Source organism: Paraburkholderia youngii (genome assembly GCF_013366925.1).
GTDB classification, from domain to species: Bacteria; Pseudomonadota; Gammaproteobacteria; order Burkholderiales; family Burkholderiaceae; genus Paraburkholderia; species Paraburkholderia youngii.
Genome location: NZ_JAALDK010000001.1, coordinates 5,347,557 through 5,367,327, shown reverse-complemented (window position 1 = coordinate 5,367,327; position 19,771 = coordinate 5,347,557). Strand labels below are relative to the sequence as shown.

Genomic DNA, 19,771 nt, shown 5'->3' with positions numbered 1-19,771 from the left:
GTGAGTGTGATGCTGTATTTGAAAACATTGATTATCGTCGTTCAGTTGTTGTCCGCGCTCGGGGTCATCGGCCTCGTATTGCTGCAGCACGGCAAAGGTGCCGACATGGGCGCAGCTTTCGGCAGCGGCGCATCGGGTAGCCTGTTCGGTGCGACGGGTTCGGCGAACTTCCTGTCGCGTACCACGGCGGTGCTCGCAGCGCTGTTCTTTGCCACGACCTTGGCGCTCACTTACCTTGGTGCGTATCACGTGAAGCCGTCGGCAGGCGTGCTGGGCGCGGCGGCTACTGCACCGATCGCGGCTTCGCCTGCTTCCGCACCGGCTGCGGGCTCGGCTCCGGTGGCGGCATCGCCCGCAGTGCCGGCTTCGCCTGCGTCGGTTCCGGCAACGGGTGTGCCGAAATAAATTTTCTGTAGGCGTGCTCTTGTGCGTTGAACAATCTGTTTAAACAAGTTACAATTCAAGTCTTGAAGCGATTCGCGGGTTTTACAAGTTGTTTTCCCGGATTGCATCTAGTGCCGACGTGGTGAAATTGGTAGACACGCTATCTTGAGGGGGTAGTGGCGAAAGCTGTGCGAGTTCGAGTCTCGCCGTCGGCACCAAATGTTATCTAAATGCCAGCCGCTTGCTTCGCTTCGGCTGGCATTTTCACTTCTGGCGTATGGCTGTAGGGCTTACGTCATGCGTGTTGAGGAAGTGATTTCGCGTCAGGGGTGCTATGCTCCTGACGGCACTCAGAACCAACCGATTGAGGATTGTCTTGAACCTCGCAGCCTATTTCCCCGTTTTGTTGTTCCTTATTGTGGGCACCGGTTTAGGCGTAGCACTGGTCAGTATCGGCAAGCTCCTCGGTCCCAACAAACCCGACACCGAAAAAAACGCACCGTACGAGTGCGGCTTCGAAGCATTCGAAGATGCGCGCATGAAGTTCGATGTGCGTTACTACCTCGTCGCCATTCTCTTCATCATTTTCGATCTTGAAACCGCGTTCCTGTTCCCGTGGGGCGTGGCATTGCGTGACATCGGCTGGGCCGGGTTCACGGCAATGATGATTTTCCTGCTCGAGTTCCTGCTTGGTTTTGCCTACATCTGGAAGAAGGGCGGCCTCGACTGGGAATGATGGATTAATCGCCGGTTTGCGTGGGTGGCCAGGCTTGCCGCCCCGTCTGGAGTGGAAAGCAAATGAGTATCGAAGGGGTCTTGAAAGAAGGGTTTGTCACCACTACGGCAGACAAACTGATCAACTGGACGCGCACCGGCTCGCTGTGGCCGATGACGTTCGGTCTCGCATGCTGCGCGGTCGAGATGATGCATGCGGGCGCCGCCCGTTATGACCTCGACCGTTTCGGTGTCGTGTTCCGTCCGAGTCCGCGTCAGTCGGATGTGATGATCGTCGCCGGTACGCTGTGCAACAAGATGGCGCCCGCTCTGCGCAAGGTCTACGACCAGATGGCGGAGCCGCGTTGGGTGATCTCGATGGGCTCGTGCGCGAACGGTGGCGGCTATTACCACTACTCTTACTCGGTGGTGCGCGGCTGCGACCGGATTGTCCCGGTCGACGTGTACGTGCCGGGTTGTCCGCCCACCGCGGAAGCGCTGGTGTACGGCGTGATCCAGCTGCAAGCCAAGATTCGCCGCACCAACACCATCGCCCGTCAATAAGGCCAAAGCCTCCCCACAATATGGCAAGCAAACTCGAGACCCTGAAAGCGAACCTCGAGGCGGCCTTTGGCGGCCTCCTGACGAGCGTGACCGAGTCGGTCGGTGAATTGACGATCGTCGTCAAGGCTGGCGACTACCTCAACGTGGCAAAGCGCCTGCGCGACGACCGCTCGCTCGGTTTCGAGCAGTGTGTCGACCTGTGCGGCGTCGACTACCAGACCTATGCTGAAGGCGCTTACGACGGCCCGCGTTTTGCAGCAGTGCTGCATCTGCTGTCGGTGCAGAACAACTGGCGTCTGCGTCTGCGCGTTTTCGCGCCGGACGACGACATGCCGATCCTGCCGTCCGTCGTCGATATCTGGAATTCGGTCAACTGGTACGAGCGCGAAGCGTTCGACCTGTACGGCATCGTCTTCGAAGGTCACCCGGACCTGCGCCGCATTTTGACCGACTACGGTTTTATCGGTCATCCGTTCCGCAAGGATTTCCCTGTCTCCGGCTACGTCGAGATGCGTTACGACCCGGAAGAGAAGCGCGTCGTCTATCAGCCGGTGACGATCGAGCCGCGGGAAATCACGCCGCGCGTGATCCGCGAGGATCGCTATGGCGGTCTGAAACACTAAGGGAACGTCATGGCAGAGATCAAGAACTACACGCTCAACTTCGGTCCGCAGCACCCGGCAGCGCACGGTGTGTTGCGTCTCGTGCTCGAACTCGACGGCGAAGTGATTCAGCGCGCCGATCCGCACATCGGTCTACTGCATCGCGCGACTGAAAAGCTCGCCGAAAGCAAGACGTTTATCCAGTCCGTGCCGTACATGGACCGTCTCGACTACGTGTCGATGATGGCCAACGAGCACGGCTACGTGCTTGCCATCGAGAAGTTGCTCGGCATCGACGTGCCACTGCGCGCGCAATACATTCGTGTACTGTTCGACGAAATCACGCGCGTGTTGAATCACCTGATGTGGATCGGCGCGCACGCGCTCGACGTCGGTGCGATGGCGGTGTTCCTGTATGCGTTCCGTGAGCGCGAAGACCTGATGGACGTGTACGAAGCGGTGTCCGGCGCACGGATGCACGCGGCCTACTACCGTCCGGGTGGCGTCTACCGCGATCTGCCTGACGCAATGCCGCAATACAAGGCGTCGAAGATTCGCAATGCGAAGGCGTTGTCGAAGATGAACGAGAACCGTCAGGGTTCGCTGCTCGACTTCATCGACGACTTCTTCAGCCGTTTCCCGAAGTGCGTGGACGAATACGAAACGCTGCTCACCGACAACCGGATCTGGAAGCAGCGTCTGGTCGGCATCGGTGTGGTCAGCCCGGAGCGGGCGCTGCAACTCGGCATGACCGGCGCGATGCTGCGTGGCTCGGGCGTCGAGTGGGACCTGCGCAAGAAGCAACCGTATGAAGTTTATGACAAGCTCGACTTCGACATTCCGGTCGGCGTGAATGGCGATTGCTACGACCGCTATCTGGTACGCGTCGAAGAAATGCGTCAATCGTGCCGGATCGCGAAACAGTGCATTGAGTGGCTGCGTAAAAATCCCGGCCCTGTGATGACGGACAATCACAAGGTGGCGCCGCCGTCGCGCGTCGGCATGAAGTCGAACATGGAAGATCTGATCCATCACTTCAAGCTGTTCACCGAAGGCTTCCACGTGCCCGAAGGCGAGGCGTACGCCGCAGTCGAACATCCGAAGGGCGAGTTCGGCATCTATCTGATCTCGGACGGCGCCAACAAGCCATACCGTCTGAAGATCCGCGCGCCGGGCTATGCACACCTGTCCTCGCTTGACGAAATGGCCCGCGGCCACATGATCGCCGATGCCGTGACGATCATCGGCACGCAGGACATCGTGTTCGGCGAAGTGGATCGCTAGGACGTATTCATCGACGCGCGTCCGCGGTCGTTGCACCGCCACGCGCGTCAAGCAAAGGAACGCCGGGTCTGTCGCAGTATCACGTGAGCGACAGGTTTTCGTTCGGTAGGAATTGAAAGAGTCGTGTCTGAAAATGATCTCAGCTGAAGGCCTGAAAGAAATCGATCGTGCGGTCGCAAAGTACCCCGCCGATCAGAAACAGTCCGCCGTGATGTCGGCGTTGGCCACTGCTCAAACCGAGCATGGCTGGCTGTCGCCCGAACTCATGCAGTTCGTCGCGGATTATCTCGGCATGCCGGCAATCGCCGTGCAGGAGGTAGCGACCTTCTACACGATGTATGAGACCTCGCCGGTCGGTAAGTTCAAGATCACGCTCTGCACGAACCTGCCGTGCCAGCTCGGCCCTGACGGCGGCTCCGAAAGCGCCGCTGAATACCTGAAGCAGAAGCTCGGCATCGACTTCGGCGAAACCACGCCCGATGGCAAATTCACGCTGAAAGAAGGTGAGTGCATGGGTTCGTGCGGCGACGCGCCGGTGATGCTGGTGAACAACCAACGCATGTGCAGCTTCATGAGCCGCGAGAAGATCGACCAGCTGCTCGAGGAACTTTCGAAATGACGGCTTTACACGATCGTCACATCAAACCGCTGATTCTCGCCGGACTGAACGGCGACAACTGGCATCTCGAAGACTACGTGGCGCGCGGCGGTTATGCCCAGCTGCGTCGCATCCTGGAAGAAAAGATCGCGCCCGAGCAGGTGATCGCCGACGTCAAGGCGTCGGGTCTGCGGGGCCGCGGCGGCGCGGGCTTCCCGACCGGTCTGAAGTGGAGCTTCATGCCGCGCCAGTTCCCGGGCCAGAAGTACCTCGTCTGTAATTCGGACGAGGGCGAGCCGGGTACGTTCAAGGACCGCGACATTCTGCGCTTCAATCCGCATTCGTTGATCGAAGGTATGGCGATCGGCGCGTACGCGATGGGCATCACGGTCGGCTACAACTATATTCACGGCGAAATCTGGGAAGTCTATAAGCGCTTCGAAGAAGCGTTGGAAGAAGCTCGCCGCGCCGGATTCCTCGGCGACAACATCATGGGCTCGGGCTTCTCGTTCCAGCTGCATGCGCACCACGGTTACGGCGCTTATATCTGCGGCGAGGAAACCGCGCTGCTCGAATCGATCGAGGGCAAGAAGGGTCAGCCGCGCTTCAAACCGCCGTTCCCGGCGAGCTTTGGCGTGTACGGCAAGCCCACCACCATCAACAACACCGAAACGTTCGCGGCGGTGCCGTTCCTGCTCGCCATCGGACCGCAGAATTACCTTGAAATCGGCAAGCCGAACAACGGCGGCACGAAGATTTTCTCGGTGTCGGGCGACGTCGAGCGTCCGGGCAATTACGAAATTCCGCTCGGCACGCCGTTCGCGACGCTGATGGAACTCGCCGGCGGCATGCGCGGCGGCAAGAAGATCAAGGCCGTGATTCCTGGCGGTTCATCGGCGCCGGTGATTCCGGGCGAGATGATGATGCAGACCGACATGGATTACGACTCGATCGCGAAGGCTGGCTCGATGCTCGGCTCGGGCGCGGTGATCGTGATGGACGAGACGCGCTGCATGGTGCGCTCGTTGCTGCGCCTGTCGTACTTCTACTACGAAGAGTCGTGCGGTCAATGCACGCCTTGCCGTGAAGGCACGGGCTGGCTGTATCGCGTCGTACATCGTATCGAGCATGGTCTCGGCCGCCAGGAAGATCTGGATCTGCTGAACTCGGTCGCGGAAAACATCATGGGCCGCACGATCTGCGCGCTCGGCGACGCGGCAGCCATGCCGGTTCGGGGCATGCTCAAGCACTACTGGGACGAATTCGAATATCACGTCGCCCACAAGCATTGCCTCGTCGGCGGCCATGCCGGCACGGCGGCGGCGCCCGAAACAGTGGCAGCCTGAGTCGCGCCGACAGATTTGGCTGACGAATAACTACCAGACGAACACCTCAACCGCAGGATTCATCGCCCGAAGCGGGCGATGAACAGGCGAACGATTGAGCGGTAACAGGTTAAGGAAGATTGACCATCATGGTTGAACTGGAAATAGACGGCAAGAAAGTCGAGGTGCCTGAAGGCAGCATGGTGATCCAGGCTGCGCATAAGGTCGACACCTACATTCCTCACTTCTGCTATCACAAGAAGCTGTCGATTGCGGCCAACTGCCGGATGTGTCTGGTCGATGTCGAGAAGATGCCGAAGGCCGTGCCTGCGTGTGCGACCCCGGTGTCGGCCGGCATGATCGTGCGCACCAAGTCGGACAAGGCGGTGAAAGGTCAGCAAGCTGTGATGGAATTCCTGCTGATCAACCATCCGCTCGATTGCCCGATCTGCGACCAGGGCGGCGAGTGCCAGTTGCAGGATCTGGCCGTCGGTTACGGCAAGTCGTCGTCGCGCTATAGCGAAGAAAAGCGCGTGGTGTTCCACAAGAACGTGGGCCCGCTGATCTCGATGGAAGAGATGTCGCGCTGCATTCACTGCACGCGTTGCGTGCGCTTCGGCCAGGAAATCGCCGGCGTGATGGAACTCGGCATGCTGGGCCGCGGCGAGCATTCGGAAATCACCTCGTTCGTCGGCAAGACGGTCGACTCGGAACTGTCGGGCAACATGATCGACCTGTGCCCGGTCGGCGCGCTGACCAGCAAGCCGTTCCGCTACAGCGCCCGTACCTGGGAGCTGTCGCGCCGCAAGTCGGTGAGCCCGCACGATTCCGTTGGCGCGAACCTCATCGTGCAGGTGAAGAACAATCGCGTGATGCGCGTTCTGCCGTTCGAAAACGAAGCGATCAACGAGTGCTGGATTTCGGACAAGGACCGCTTCTCGTACGAAGGTCTCAACAGCCCCGAGCGTCTGACCAAGCCGATGCTCAAGCAGGGCGGCCAGTGGGTCGAAACCGACTGGCAAACCGCGCTCGATTATGTGGTCAAGGGCCTGAAGGGCATCGCGGGCGACCACGGCGCGAACGCGCTTGCGGCGTTGTCGAGCGCGCACAGCACAATCGAAGAACTGTTCCTGCTGAAGCAGATTGCGCAAGCGGTCGGCACGCCGAACGTCGACTTCCGTCTGCGTCAGTCGGACTTCTCGGCCCCCGTTACCGGCGCGCCGTGGCTCGGCGGCACGATCGCCGATCTGTCGAACGTCGATGCGGCGCTCGTGATCGGCTCGGATCTGCGTCGTGATCATCCGCTGTTCGCCGCGCGTCTGCGCCAGGTCGCACGCGGCGGTTCGGCGCTCACGTTGATCCAGGCCACCAACGACGACGCGATGATCCCGCAGGCGCACCGTGTGGTCGCCGCACCGTCGGCATGGCTCGAGGCGTTGGCAGGGATCGCTGGCGCGGTGGGCGAAGCGAAGGGCGTCGCACTGCCGGAAGCATTCGCCGGCACGCAGCCGACGGACGCGCACAAGCAGATCGCGAAATCGCTGACCAACGGCGCACTGCGCGTCGTGCTGCTCGGCAACGACGCGGTCCGTCATACGGACTTCGCGGCGATCCACGCCGCGGCTCAATGGATTGCCGAAGCGACCGGCGCCACGCTCGGTTTCCTGACCGAAGCGGCCAACACGGTCGGCGCGCACCTCGTGAACGCGCTGCCGGGCGAAGGCGGTCTGAATGCACGCGAAGTGTTCGAGCAACCGCGCAAGGGCTATCTGCTTTTGAATCTCGAGCCGGAATTCGACACGGCCAATCCGGCTCAAGCGCTTGCAGCGCTGAAGCAGGCCGAGATGGTCGTCGTGATGTCGCCGTTCCAGACCGGCGCCGACTATGCCGACGTGCTGTTGCCGATTGCACCGTTCACCGAAACGGGTGGCTCGTTCGTCAACGCGGAAGGCACGGTGCAGGCTTTCAACGGCGTCGTGCGTCCGCTCGGCGACACGCGTCCGGCGTGGAAGGTGTTGCGCGTGCTGGGCAGCCTGCTCGGCGCGCCGGGCTTCGAATACGACACGGTCGAAGAAGTGCGCACAGCGGCGCTCGGCGACGGTGACGTCAGTTCGAGGCTGTCGAACCGTACCGGCGTCGCGGTGACGCGCGGCCAGGCCGTGAAGGCGGCGGAAGGCAAGTTCGAGCGTCTCGCGAACGTGCCGATCTATCACGCCGACGCGCTGGTGCGTCGCGCGGAGTCGCTGCATCTGACCGCGGCGGCCCGTACGGCGAATTCGGTAGGCTTGCCGGCTGCGCTGTTCGACAAACTGGGTTTGAAAGAGGGCGACGCGGTGCGCGTTCGTCAGGGCGAGCAAGCGGTGCAGTTGCCGGCCGTGCGCGACGCGAATCTTGCGGAGACGGTCGTCCGCGTATCGGCGGCTACGCCTGCCGGTGCAGCGCTGGGCAGCCTGTTCGGTGAACTGGTGGTGGAGAAGGCGTAAATGAGCTTGTTCGATACGATCAACTCGGGCGGCGCCCAGCTTCTCGGTGTGGCATGGCCTACGGTGTGGGCGTTCGTGCGCATCCTGGTGGTGGCCGTCGTGATCCTGCTGTGCGTCGCTTACCTGATCCTGTGGGAGCGTAAGCTGATCGGCTGGATGCACGTGCGTCTCGGTCCGAACCGCGTCGGCCCCGGCGGCCTGTTGCAGCCGATCGCCGACGTGCTGAAGCTTCTACTCAAGGAAGTGATCCAGCCTGCCCAGGCGAGCCGCTGGATCTACGTCATCGCGCCGATCATGGTGGTGGTGCCGGCGTTCGCGGTGTGGGCGGTGATTCCTTTCCAGGCGGGCGCGGTGCTCGGCGACATCAACGCGGGTCTGCTGTACGCGATGGCGATCTCGTCGATCGGCGTGTATGGCGTGATTCTGGCCGGCTGGGCGTCGAACTCGAAATATGCGTTCCTCGGCGCGATGCGCGCCGCCGCGCAGATGGTCTCGTACGAAATCTCGATGGGCTTCGCGCTGGTGGTCGTGCTGATGACGGCCGGTACGCTGAATCTGTCGGGCATCGTCGGCTCGCAGGAGCAGGGCTTCTTCGCCTCGCACGGCCTGAATTTCCTGTCGTGGAACTGGCTACCGCTGCTGCCGATGTTCGTCGTGTACTTCATTTCGGGCATCGCCGAAACGAACCGTCACCCGTTCGACGTGGTGGAAGGCGAATCGGAAATCGTCGCGGGTCACATGATCGATTACTCGGGCATGGCGTTCGCGCTGTTCTTCCTCGCCGAGTACATCAACATGATCGTGATATCGGCATTGGCTGCAACACTGTTCCTTGGGGGCTGGAGCGCTCCGTTCGGGTTCCTGTCGTTCATCCCGGGCATCTTCTGGCTCGTCCTCAAGGTTTTCCTGCTGTTGTCGGTGTTCATCTGGGCGCGTGCCACGTTCCCGCGCTACCGCTATGACCAGATCATGCGTCTAGGCTGGAAGGTCTTCATTCCGGTCTGCGTGGTGTGGCTCGTGGTGGTCGGCTTCTGGATCATGTCGCCGTTGAACATCTGGAAATAAAGGGCGGACGAACCCATGACCGCAATCCAAAACTTCTTCAAGACTTTCTTCCTCACGGAACTGCTGAAAGGCCTCGCGCTGACCGGACGCTACACGTTCCAGCGCAAGGTCACCGTGCAGTTCCCGGAAGAAAAGACCCCGATCTCGCCGCGTTTCCGCGGTCTGCATGCGCTGCGCCGGTATGAAAACGGCGAGGAGCGCTGCATCGCCTGCAAGCTGTGCGAAGCAGTGTGCCCGGCACTCGCGATCACGATCGAATCGGAAACGCGCGCGGACAACACGCGCCGCACGACGCGCTACGACATCGACCTGACCAAGTGCATCTTCTGCGGTTTCTGCGAAGAGAGCTGCCCGGTCGACTCGATCGTCGAGACGCACATTCTCGAGTATCACGGCGAGAAGCGCGGCGACCTGTACTTCACGAAGGAAATGCTGCTGGCCGTTGGCGACCGCTACGAAGCACAAATCGCCGCCAACAAGGCAGCCGACGCACCGTATCGTTGAAGCGCTTTCCCGCTGATGCAGTAAATGCGGCAGTAAAAGCATTAACACGGCCTGCTGTCGGGCCGACCGCCGCGGCCTGAACGCCGCGGCACGGCGCACCTGTGTGGCGGTACTGGCGGTTTGCTCCGCTTTTGCCAACCGCGCGTGCCAAAGAACAATGCCTGACGATGGCCTAACGATGAACCGGTAATCATGGAATTCACGACCGTACTGTTCTACATCTTCGCGCTGCTCCTCGTGGTTTCAGGGCTGAAGGTGATCACCTCCCGCAATCCAGTGGCGTGCGCACTGTATCTGGTGCTGGCGTTCTTCAACGCAGCCGCGATCTGGATGCTGCTCGAGGCGGAGTTCCTCGCGATCCTGCTGGTGCTGGTCTACGTCGGCGCGGTGATGGTGCTGTTCCTGTTCGTCGTGATGATGCTGGACATCAATCTCGACGTGCTGCGCAAGGACTTCAAACGCTTCGTGCCGATGGCATCGGCAGTGGGCGCGATCATCGTGATCGAAACCGCACTGATCCTGTGGCACGGCTACGGCGCGACGGCTACCGCACTGCACGACACGGCCTCGGCCGCCGCCGGTATGGGCGACTGGTCGAACACGCGCCTGATCGGCAAGGTCATCTACACCAACTACATCTTCGCGTTCGAAATCGCCGGCCTGATTCTGCTGGTCGCCATCATCGCGGCGATCGCGCTGACCACGAGCCACAAGAAGGACAGCAAGCGTCAGAACGTCAGCGCGCAGGTCAAGGTGCGTGCTCAGGACCGCGTGCGCGTCGTGAAGATGCCGTCGGAGAAAACCGCGGCGACCATCGCGGCGGAACAAGCGGCTGCCGCGGCAGCCGCAGCAGCAGCCGACTCGGCAGCAGCCAAGAACAGCTGAGCGGACAGGAGATAGAAATCATGTTGACCCTTGCCCATTACCTCGTCCTCGGCGCGATCCTGTTTGCGATCAGCGTCGTCGGCATTTTCCTGAACCGCCGCAACGTCATCATCATCCTGATGGCGATCGAACTGATGCTGCTCGCGGTGAACACCAATTTCGTCGCGTTCTCGCACTATCTGGGCGACGTGCACGGCCAGGTTTTCGTCTTCTTCGTGCTGACGGTTGCTGCAGCCGAATCGGCGATCGGTCTCGCAATTCTGGTGACCCTGTTCCGTAGTCTCGACACGATCAATGTCGAGGATCTCGATCAGCTCAAAGGTTAATTTCAGGAAAAGCGGTTATGTCCACGATACTCAATGAAAACCTGCTGTTGGCAATTCCGCTGGCACCGCTCGCCGGTTCCCTGGTTGCAGGGCTGTTCGGCAAGGCGATCGGGCGGGCGGGTGCGCATTCTGTCACGATCCTCGGCGTCGCGATTTCGTTCATCCTGTCGGTCATGGTCTTCTTCCAGGTGATGGACGGCGCGAGCTTCAACGCGACCGTTTATCAATGGATGTCGATCGGCAAGACACAGCTCGAAGTCGGCTTCCTGGTCGACTCGCTGACCGCGATGATGATCGTCGTGGTCAACTTCGTGTCGCTGATGGTGCACATCTACACGATCGGCTACATGGCCGACGACGACGGCTACCAGCGCTTCTTCTCGTACATCTCGCTGTTCACGTTCTCGATGCTGATGCTCGTGATGAGCAACAACTTCCTGCAGCTGTTCTTCGGCTGGGAAGCGGTGGGTCTCGTTTCGTACCTCCTGATCGGCTTCTACTTCAAGCGTGAGAGCGCGATCTACGCGAACATGAAGGCGTTCATCGTGAACCGCGTCGGCGACTTCGGTTTCCTGCTCGGCATCGGTCTGCTGTTCGCGTTCGCCGGTTCGATGAACTACGGCGAAGTCTTCGCAAAGCGTACCGAACTCGCGGCGCTGAACTTCCCGGGTACCGACTGGGGCTTGCTGACGGTGGCCTGCATTTGCCTGTTCATCGGCGCGATGGGTAAGTCGGCGCAGTTCCCTCTGCACGTGTGGCTGCCGGACTCGATGGAAGGTCCGACGCCGATCTCCGCGCTGATTCACGCTGCGACCATGGTGACGGCCGGTATCTTCATGGTTACGCGCATGTCGCCGCTGTTCGAACTGTCCGATACGGCGCTGTCGTTCGTCATGGTCATTGGTGCGATAACCGCGCTGTTCATGGGCTTTCTCGGCATCGTCCAGAACGACATCAAGCGTGTGGTCGCTTATTCCACGCTGTCGCAGCTCGGTTACATGACGGTCGCGCTCGGCGCGTCGGCTTACTCGGTCGCCGTGTTCCACCTGATGACGCACGCGTTCTTCAAGGCGCTGCTGTTCCTCGGCGCGGGTTCGGTGATCATCGGCATGCATCACGATCAGGACATGCGCAACATGGGCGGCCTGCGCAAGTACATGCCGATTACGTGGATCACGTCGCTGATCGGTTCGCTCGCGCTGATCGGCACGCCGTTCTTCTCGGGCTTCTACTCGAAAGACTCGATCATCGACGCGGTGAAGCTGTCGCATCTGCCGGGCTCGGGTTTCGCGTACTTCGCGGTGGTCGCAAGCGTGTTCGTAACCGCGCTGTATTCGTTCCGCATGTATTTCATGGTGTTCCACGGCGAGGAGCGCTTCCGCAATCCGAAGCACCCGGAATCGCCGATGGGCGCGGAAGCCGCGTCGCATGCAAATGGCGCGCACGGCCACGACGACCATGGCCATGGTCACGGCGACCACGCTCACGAACCGCACGAAACGCCGTGGGTCGTGTGGGTGCCGCTCGTGCTGCTGGCGATTCCGTCGATCGTGATCGGCGCGATCGGCGTCGGTCCGATGCTGTTCGGCGACTTCTTCCAGCACGGCGTCGCGTTCGACAAGGTGATCTACATCAGCGAGAACCATCCGGCGCTGCATGAGATGGCCGAAGAATTCCAGGGCTGGGCGTCGATGGGTCTGCACTCGGTGTCGGGCCTGCCGGTATGGCTCGCGCTCGCAGGCGTGGTGGTCGCATGGTTCCTGTATCTGGTCCGTCCGGATCTGCCCGCTGTCATCAAGCGCGCATTCGGCCCGATCTACACGTTGCTCGATAACAAGTACTACATGGACAAGATCAACGAAGTCGTGTTTGCGCGGGGCGCTGTGGCCATTGGCCGTGGTTTGTGGAAGGAAGGCGACGTGGTCGTGATCGACGGCATCGTGAACGGCAGCGCACGCTTTATCGGCTGGTTCGCTAGCGTGATCCGCTTCCTCCAATCCGGTTACATCTACCACTACGCGTTCGCCATGATCATCGGCATGCTGGGGCTCCTGACCCTGTTTGTAACGCTCGGCGGCAAATAAGGCGAGAGACACTCATGCACGCTTATCCGATTCTCAGCATCGCGATCTGGTTGCCGATCTTCTTCGGTCTGCTGGTCCTCGCGATCGGCAACGACGAGAACCCCGCTCCCGCGCGCTGGATCTCGCTGATCGGCTCTGTCCTGAGCTTCCTCGTCACGCTGCCGCTGATCACCAGCTTCGATTCGAGCACCGCCGACCTGCAGTTCGTCGAGCAGGCGAACTGGATCGAGCGCTTCCACATCATGTATCACCTCGGCGTGGACGGCATTTCGATGTGGTTCGTCTCGTTGACCGCGTTGATCACGGTGATCGTCGTGATCGCAGCGTGGGAAGTGATCACGAAGAACGTCGGCCAGTACCTCGCGGCCTTTCTGATCCTTTCGGGCATCATGGTCGGCGTGTTCAGCGCGGCCGACGGCATGCTGTTCTACGTGTTCTTCGAGGCGACGCTGATCCCGATGTACATCATCATCGGCGTGTGGGGCGGGGCGAACCGCGTGTACGCGGCGTTCAAGTTCTTCCTGTACACGCTGGCGGGCTCGCTGCTGATGCTGGTTGCGCTGATCTATCTGTACAACGAGACCGGCTCGTTCGACATCGCCACGTGGCAGCACGCGCAGATCGCGATGACGCCGCAGGTGCTACTGTTTATCGCGTTCTTCCTGGCCTTCGCGGTGAAGGTGCCGATGTGGCCGGTGCACACGTGGTTGCCGGACGCGCACGTGGAAGCGCCGACCGGCGGTTCGGTCGTGCTGGCCGCGATCATGCTGAAGCTCGGTGCGTACGGTTTCCTGCGCTTCTCGCTGCCGATCACGCCTGATGCGAGCCATTTCCTCGCACCGGTCATCATCACGCTGTCGCTGATCGCCGTGATCTACATCGGTCTCGTTGCGATGGTGCAGGCCGACATGAAGAAGCTGGTCGCGTATTCGTCGATTGCGCACATGGGCTTTGTCACGCTCGGCTTCTTTATCTTCAATCAGCTCGGCGCGGAAGGCGCGATCGTGCAGATGATCTCGCATGGCTTCGTGTCGGGCGCAATGTTCCTGTGCATCGGCGTGCTTTACGACCGCATGCACTCGCGTCAGATCGCCGATTACGGCGGCGTCGTCAACGTGATGCCGAAGTTCGCGGCGTTCGTGATGCTGTTCGCGATGGCGAATTGCGGCTTGCCGGGCACTTCCGGTTTCGTCGGCGAATTCATGGTGATTCTGGCCTCCGTCCAGTACAACTTCTGGATCGCGAGTGGCGCGGCAGTCACGCTGATTCTCGGCGCGGCCTACACGCTGTGGATGTACAAGCGCGTGTACTTCGGCGCAGTCGCGAACGACCACGTGAAGAACCTGCTCGACATCGACCGTCGCGAATTTTTCATGCTGGCAGTGCTCGCCGCACTGACGCTGTTCATGGGCCTGTATCCGAAGCCCTTTACCGATGTGATGCACGTATCCGTGGAAAACCTCCTCTCCCACGTTGCGCAATCGAAGCTGCCGTTGCCTCAGTAACGACGAGCGGAGGAATTTAAGACCATGCAAAACGCCCCTATGACTGCTCTGTTGCCTGACGCATTGGTGATGTTCGCCATTGTCATCGCGTGGCTCAACGACACGTTCGTCGGCCCGGAGGGTCGCCGTACAACGTATTTCATCGCGTTCTTCTCGACGCTCGTCGCCGGGATCTGGTTCGCGGTGAATGCGTTCGACCCGCAAGTGCATTACTTCTTCGATCACATGTACGTGGTCGATCCGTTCGCCAACGTGATGAAGGCGGTGGTGTCGCTCGGCTACGCGGTGACGATCGTTTATTCGCGTCGCTACCTCGAAGACCGTAGCCTGTTCCGCGGCGACTTCTTCCTGCTCGGCATGTTCTCGCTGCTCGGCCAGATCGTGATGATCTCGGGCAACAACTTCCTGACGCTGTATCTCGGTCTGGAACTGATGTCGCTGTCGCTGTACGCGGTGATCGCGCTGCGTCGCGAAGTGGCGTCGTCGAACGAAGCGGCGATGAAGTACTACGTGCTCGGCGCGCTGGCTTCCGGTTTCCTGCTGTACGGTGTTTCGATGCTGTATGGCGCGACCGGCTCGCTGGACCTGAACGAAGTGTTCAAGGCGATTAACACGAGCCACTACGATCCGACCGTGCTGCTGTTCGGCGTGATCTTCATCGTGGCGGGCGTGGCGTTCAAGATGGGCGCGGTGCCGTTCCATATGTGGGTGCCCGACGTGTACCAGGGCGCACCGACGGCGATGACGCTCATCGTCGGTGGCGGTCCGAAGGTCGCGGCGTTCGCGTGGGGTCTGCGTTTCCTCGTGATGGGCCTGCTGCCGCTGGCGGTCGAATGGCAACAGATGCTGGTGATTCTGGCGGCGCTGTCGCTGATCGTCGGCAACATCACCGGTATCGTGCAGCGCAACGTCAAGCGGATGCTCGCGTATTCGGCGATCTCGAACATGGGCTTCGTGCTACTCGGCCTGCTCGCCGGCGTGGTCGACCAGAAAACCACGGGTGCCGCGAGCGCGTACGGCTCGGCGATGTTCTACAGCATCGTCTACCTGATCACCACGCTCGGTACCTTTGGCGTCATCATGCTGCTCGCGCGCCGCGACTTCGAAGCGGACACGCTGGAGGACTTCAAGGGCCTCAATCAGCGCAGCGCGGTCTTCGCGTTCGTGATGATGATCATGATGTTCTCGCTCGCGGGTATTCCGCCGGCAGTCGGCTTCTACGCGAAGCTCGCCGTGCTGCAAGCAACGATGAACGCCGGCCTGACCTGGCTTACCGTGCTCGCGGTGATCACGTCGCTGTTCGGCGCGTTCTACTACCTGCGTATCGTCAAGCTGATGTACTTCGACGAGCCGCAAGACAAGTCGGCGATCGTGGCGGACACGAGCACGCGCGCGTTGCTCGCGTTGAACGGCGTCGCCGTGCTGGTGCTCGGTATCGTGCCGGATCCGCTGTTGCGCGCCTGCCTGCAGGCGATCCAGCACACGCTGTTGCTCTGATGTCCGCTGCGGGCTGGTTTATCGTGCTGTTGGCGCTAGTCGGCGCCAACCTACCGTTCCTGAATCAGCGCCTCTTCGCCGCGGTGCCGTTGAAAGCGGCGAAGAAAAGCGCCTGGCTCCGGATTGCCGAATTGATCGTGCTGTATTTCGTGGTCGGCGCGCTGGGCTTTTTGCTCGAAGCGCGCGCGGGAAATCGCTTCGAGCAGGGCTGGCAGTTTTATGCGATCACGTTCGCTCTGTTCGTCGTGTTCGCTTTTCCCGGCTTTACCTTCCAATATCTCGTCAAACGCCGCTGACGGCGTCTCGCCGTCGCGCGCGCCTGGCTGTTCTGAGGTCCGCACATGGCTGAACTTCCCAATCACGACGCCGCGCTAACCGAGACTTGTATCGACAGCAAGACGGTCCATCAGGGGCCGTTCATGACGGTCAAGTACGATACGGTCCGACTCCCGGACGGCAAACATGCGACGCGCGAATACGTTCAGCATCCGGGCGCCGTCATGGTGATCCCCTTATTCGATGACGGTCGCGTGCTGCTCGAAAGTCAGTATCGCTATCCGATGGGCAAGGTGATGGTCGAATATCCGGCCGGCAAGCTCGACCCGAACGAGGGCGCGCTGGCGTGCGCGGTGCGGGAACTGCGCGAGGAGACCGGCTATACCGCACGCGAGTACGTGTACCTGACACGGATCCACCCGATCATTTCTTACTCGACCGAATTCATTGATATCTATCTGGCGCGGGGCTTGACCGCGGGCGAGCGCAAGCTCGACGAAGGTGAGTTTCTCGAACTGTTCACCGCGACCGTGGAGCAAGTGTCCGAGTGGGTGCGCACGGGCAAGATCACCGATGTGAAGACGATCATCGGTACTTTCTGGCTCGAGAAAGTGCTGTCGGGCACGTGGCCGACCGAGGCGCCCGAGACGGTGTAAGTTCGCGTCAGCCCGGTAGCTGATTTAACCAAGCCCCTGTTGGTCGATGACCGGCAGGGGCTTCGTCATTGGCTCCGCGGTTTCTTTCTGGCTCAACAAAATGCCGTTTCCTATGCCATCTGGCTGGCTCGTCGTGGCTCCGCCGGCCGGCTAGTATGAACCCTCCGATTACCGAGTCCGTCGTCGATTTTGTTTGGGATAACCGACGCTACTCATCGGAGTGATCTGATTCCGGTTCAATCATGGGTTGTCAATTGACAACTCGAAATTGAGCGGCTACATTGGAGGTGTCGATGGTTCGAGGAAGGCACAAGAAGAAAGAGATCGAGGCCGCATTGGCGTACGCGGAACAGCACGGCTGGCGCGTTCAGGACGGCGGAAGAGGTCATGCGTGGGGAAAAATCTATTGCCCGTACCAAGACGCCGAATGTCGGTGCGGAGAGTTCTGTATATCGAGCGTCTGGAGTACGCCGAAGAATCCCGGCAATCACGCCAGACACTTGCGGCGCATTGTCGGCAACTGCGCGGCACGGCGCTAGTGGGTTCGTAGGCAGCAAACAGGAATCGCAATAACCTGGGCTCAACAAAGACAGGAGTAACGTATGGAATATGTGTTCACGTTGAAGTACCGCCTCGCCGCGGAAGACTGCGATGCAGACGCAATCGTCGAGCGGTTGGGCGAAGCGGGGTGCGACGACGCCACGATTGGCGTCGGGCAACCAGGCCGCCTCGCGCTGCTTTTCACCCGTGAAGCCACGAGCGCATTCGAGGCTGTCACCAGCGCGCTCAAGGACGTGAAACGCGCTGTGCCGTCCGCGCAACTGGTCGAGGCAGGACCTGACTTCGTGGGGCTGACCGACGTGGCCGAAATGGCGGGAGTGTCGCGGCAAAACATGCGCAAGCTGATGCTGAACAACGCCATCGACTTTCCGCCCCCGGTCCACGAAGGCAGTGCGTCGGTGTGGCATCTGACCGACGTCCTCGAATGGCTGACCGCGCGCGGCGGGTACGAGATTGAGATTGGTGTCGCGGATGTCGCAAAACTGGCGAAGCAGATCAATCTGACGAAGGAGGCCCGTCAGATTGAACCGCGCGTGAGTCGTCAACTCGGCAATCTCGTGGTGTAGCGGTGCGCCGCAAGCGGGCTGGAGAACCGAGCAAGTGTGGCACCGGTTAGCGCTCGGGCCGCCTTCGGCAGCACATGCCGTAAAGCGTTAAAATCGCGCACCCACGTGATATTCCGTAGCGGCAGCTGGCGGCTGTGCGTCGGTCCTGAGGTTTTACGAACGATCGTTCACAAATATCCATTTTGCGCTAAACTGGCACGCAAGCCCTGATTCCACATGAAGGTCCTCGATTTACAGTGTCCGCATGGCCATCGGTTCGAAGGCTGGTTCGCTTCGGCTGATGACTTCGAGTCGCAGCAGTCCCGCAAGCTTGTCGAATGTCCGATCTGCGGTGCGCACGAGGTGAGCCGTTTGCCGTCGGCACCGCGTCTGAATCTGTCGGGCGCGACCGACTCAAAAGCGCCGGCGGGCATGGAGCAAATGCAGGCGCACATGATTCGCGCGCTGCGCGAGGTACTGGAGAAGACCGAGAACGTGGGCGACCGCTTCGCCGAGGAAGCGCGGCGCATTCACTACAACGAAGCGCCCGCGCGCAGTATTCGTGGTGTCACCACACCCGAGGATGCGCGTGCCTTGGTCGAGGAAGGCATCGAAGTGATGCCGCTGCCGGTCCCGGCTGCGCTGAAGGAACCACTGCAGTAGCGCGGTGGCTCCAGGCGGCTGGGTGGTGGCGGCCAGGAGACACTACGCATGAATCTGGACTATTCCCCCGCTGAAGACGCGTTCCGCGCCGACATCCGCGCCTGGCTCGAAGCGAATCTGCCTCGCGAACTAAGCGACAAGGTTCTCAATCACAAACGTCTTTCCCGCGAAGACTTCGCAAGCTGGCACAGGCTGCTCGGCATGCGAGGCTGGTCGGCGGTCGCGTGGCCGCGCGAATACGGCGGCCCCGGCTGGGACGCGACCCAACGACATATCTGGGAAGAAGAGTGCGCGCGTGTTGGCGCACCTACCGTGCTGCCTTTCGGCGTGTCGATGGTTGCGCCGGTGCTGATGAAGTACGGCAACGAGGCGCAGAAACGCCACTATCTGCCGCGCATTCTCGACGGCACGGACTGGTGGTGTCAGGGCTATTCGGAGCCCGGGTCGGGTTCCGACCTTGCGTCGCTGCGCACTCGCGCCGAGCGTGTCGGTGATCATTACGTGGTCAACGGTCAGAAGACCTGGACCACGCTCGGCCAGCACGCCGACATGATGTTCTGCCTCGTGCGCACCGACAGCGGCGCCAAAAAGCAGGAGGGCATCTCGTTCCTGCTGATCGACATGAAAACGCCGGGCATCACTGTGCGGCCCATCATCACGCTCGACGAAGATCACGAAGTCAATGAAGTGTTCTTCGAGGACGTCAAAGTCCCGCTCGACAATCTGGTCGGCGAAGAAAATCGCGGCTGGACCTATGCGAAATATCTGCTTGGGCACGAGCGTACCGGCATCGCGCGAGTCGGTGCGTCGAAGCGTGAACTGGTGTTTCTCAAACGTGTCGCGCTGAATCAGAAAAAGAACGGCAAGCCGCTGCTGCACGATCCGGTGTTTGCGGCAAAGGTCGCGAGTCTCGAAATCGAGTTGATGGCGCTCGAAGTCACCGTGCAACGCGTGGTGGCGAACGAGGCGGGCGGTCGCGGCCCGGGCCCGGAAGCGTCGATGCTGAAGATCAAGGGCACGGAAGTGCAACAGGGACTCACCGAACTGATGTTCGAAGCGATCGGTCCGCTGGCCGCGCCGTTTGACGTGCCGTTCCTCGAAGGCGAACGCGAGCACAGTCTTGCCGGCGACGACGATGCCGCGCCGCTTGCCGCGTACTACTTCAACTTCCGCAAGACGTCGATTTACGGCGGCTCGAACGAAATTCAAAAGAACATCATCGCGCAGATGATTCTCGGACTTTGAGGAGC

Annotated in this window: 21 protein-coding genes and 1 tRNA gene; all 22 read left to right on the top strand. The window is 60.8% G+C overall.

Features of this window, described 5'->3' with window-relative positions:
* Nucleotides 1-9: 9 nt before the first annotated feature.
* The 22 genes from secG to G5S42_RS24405 all read left to right on the top strand — a co-directional run bounded on the left by secG (nt 10) and on the right by G5S42_RS24405 (nt 19,766).
* Complete coding sequence (secG, locus tag G5S42_RS24505) at nt 10-405, top strand: preprotein translocase subunit SecG (RefSeq protein WP_176109126.1); 396 nt, start codon at nt 10-12, stop codon at nt 403-405.
* 112 nt (nt 406-517) lie between these two features.
* Nucleotides 518-602 (top strand) — tRNA-Leu (locus G5S42_RS24500).
* A 158-nt stretch (nt 603-760) separates the two neighbouring features.
* Nucleotides 761-1,120, top strand: a complete 360-nt coding sequence (locus tag G5S42_RS24495) for an NADH-quinone oxidoreductase subunit A (protein ID WP_018420012.1) — start codon at nt 761-763, stop codon at nt 1,118-1,120.
* Nucleotides 1,121-1,182: 62 nt separating this feature from the next.
* On the top strand, nt 1,183-1,662 hold the full coding sequence (locus tag G5S42_RS24490) for a NuoB/complex I 20 kDa subunit family protein (protein WP_006052903.1): 480 nt from the start codon (nt 1,183-1,185) through the stop codon (nt 1,660-1,662).
* 20 nt (nt 1,663-1,682) lie between these two features.
* Complete coding sequence (locus G5S42_RS24485; RefSeq protein ID WP_176109125.1) at nt 1,683-2,285, top strand: NADH-quinone oxidoreductase subunit C; 603 nt, start codon at nt 1,683-1,685, stop codon at nt 2,283-2,285.
* A 9-nt stretch (nt 2,286-2,294) separates the two neighbouring features.
* Nucleotides 2,295-3,548: an NADH-quinone oxidoreductase subunit D gene (locus G5S42_RS24480; RefSeq protein ID WP_176109124.1), complete on the top strand. Its 1,254-nt coding sequence runs from the start codon at nt 2,295-2,297 to the stop codon at nt 3,546-3,548.
* Nucleotides 3,549-3,681: 133 nt separating this feature from the next.
* The gene (gene nuoE / locus G5S42_RS24475) at nt 3,682-4,167 is read left to right on the top strand and encodes an NADH-quinone oxidoreductase subunit NuoE (protein ID WP_013088938.1); all 486 of its coding nucleotides are present in this window, start codon (nt 3,682-3,684) and stop codon (nt 4,165-4,167) included.
* The gene (gene nuoF / locus G5S42_RS24470) at nt 4,164-5,492 is read left to right on the top strand and encodes an NADH-quinone oxidoreductase subunit NuoF (RefSeq protein ID WP_176109123.1); all 1,329 of its coding nucleotides are present in this window, start codon (nt 4,164-4,166) and stop codon (nt 5,490-5,492) included. Before nuoE ends, nuoF begins: the two co-directional genes overlap by 4 nt.
* Nucleotides 5,493-5,620: 128 nt before the next feature.
* Nucleotides 5,621-7,954: an NADH-quinone oxidoreductase subunit NuoG gene (gene nuoG / locus G5S42_RS24465; RefSeq protein ID WP_176109122.1), complete on the top strand. Its 2,334-nt coding sequence runs from the start codon at nt 5,621-5,623 to the stop codon at nt 7,952-7,954.
* Entirely contained in the window at nt 7,955-9,019 is a 1,065-nt protein-coding gene (nuoH, locus tag G5S42_RS24460; protein WP_176109121.1) for an NADH-quinone oxidoreductase subunit NuoH, read from the top strand.
* 15 nt (nt 9,020-9,034) lie between these two features.
* On the top strand, nt 9,035-9,523 hold the full coding sequence (gene nuoI, locus G5S42_RS24455) for an NADH-quinone oxidoreductase subunit NuoI (RefSeq protein WP_013088942.1): 489 nt from the start codon (nt 9,035-9,037) through the stop codon (nt 9,521-9,523).
* Nucleotides 9,524-9,715: 192 nt separating this feature from the next.
* Nucleotides 9,716-10,408: an NADH-quinone oxidoreductase subunit J gene (locus G5S42_RS24450; RefSeq protein ID WP_176109120.1), complete on the top strand. Its 693-nt coding sequence runs from the start codon at nt 9,716-9,718 to the stop codon at nt 10,406-10,408.
* Nucleotides 10,409-10,428: 20 nt separating this feature from the next.
* Nucleotides 10,429-10,734, top strand: a complete 306-nt coding sequence (gene nuoK, locus G5S42_RS24445; RefSeq protein WP_176109119.1) for an NADH-quinone oxidoreductase subunit NuoK — start codon at nt 10,429-10,431, stop codon at nt 10,732-10,734.
* Between the two features lie 17 nt (nt 10,735-10,751).
* On the top strand, nt 10,752-12,818 hold the full coding sequence (gene nuoL, locus G5S42_RS24440) for an NADH-quinone oxidoreductase subunit L (RefSeq protein WP_176109118.1): 2,067 nt from the start codon (nt 10,752-10,754) through the stop codon (nt 12,816-12,818).
* 14 nt (nt 12,819-12,832) lie between these two features.
* Nucleotides 12,833-14,323, top strand: coding sequence for an NADH-quinone oxidoreductase subunit M (locus G5S42_RS24435; RefSeq protein ID WP_176109117.1), 1,491 nt, complete (start codon nt 12,833-12,835; stop codon nt 14,321-14,323).
* A gap of 24 nt (nt 14,324-14,347) precedes the next feature.
* The gene (gene nuoN, locus G5S42_RS24430) at nt 14,348-15,820 is read left to right on the top strand and encodes an NADH-quinone oxidoreductase subunit NuoN (protein ID WP_176109116.1); all 1,473 of its coding nucleotides are present in this window, start codon (nt 14,348-14,350) and stop codon (nt 15,818-15,820) included.
* The gene (locus tag G5S42_RS24425) at nt 15,820-16,116 is read left to right on the top strand and encodes a DUF2818 family protein (protein ID WP_018420024.1); all 297 of its coding nucleotides are present in this window, start codon (nt 15,820-15,822) and stop codon (nt 16,114-16,116) included. The genes nuoN and G5S42_RS24425 overlap by 1 nt, the downstream gene beginning before the upstream one ends.
* A 45-nt stretch (nt 16,117-16,161) precedes the next feature.
* Nucleotides 16,162-16,752, top strand: a complete 591-nt coding sequence (locus G5S42_RS24420) for an NUDIX domain-containing protein (RefSeq protein WP_013088948.1) — start codon at nt 16,162-16,164, stop codon at nt 16,750-16,752.
* Between the two features lie 293 nt (nt 16,753-17,045).
* Nucleotides 17,046-17,291: a hypothetical protein gene (locus G5S42_RS44455; protein WP_246392068.1), complete on the top strand. Its 246-nt coding sequence runs from the start codon at nt 17,046-17,048 to the stop codon at nt 17,289-17,291.
* Between the two features lie 63 nt (nt 17,292-17,354).
* Entirely contained in the window at nt 17,355-17,879 is a 525-nt protein-coding gene (locus G5S42_RS24415) for a helix-turn-helix transcriptional regulator (protein ID WP_176109115.1), read from the top strand.
* Nucleotides 17,880-18,095: 216 nt separating this feature from the next.
* Nucleotides 18,096-18,521, top strand: coding sequence for a DUF1178 family protein (locus G5S42_RS24410; RefSeq protein ID WP_013088951.1), 426 nt, complete (start codon nt 18,096-18,098; stop codon nt 18,519-18,521).
* 48 nt (nt 18,522-18,569) lie between these two features.
* Nucleotides 18,570-19,766 carry an acyl-CoA dehydrogenase family protein gene (locus G5S42_RS24405; protein ID WP_176109114.1) on the top strand — a complete coding sequence of 399 codons (1,197 nt, stop codon included), beginning with the start codon at nt 18,570-18,572 and terminating at the stop codon, nt 19,764-19,766.
* Nucleotides 19,767-19,771: the final 5 nt, after the last annotated feature.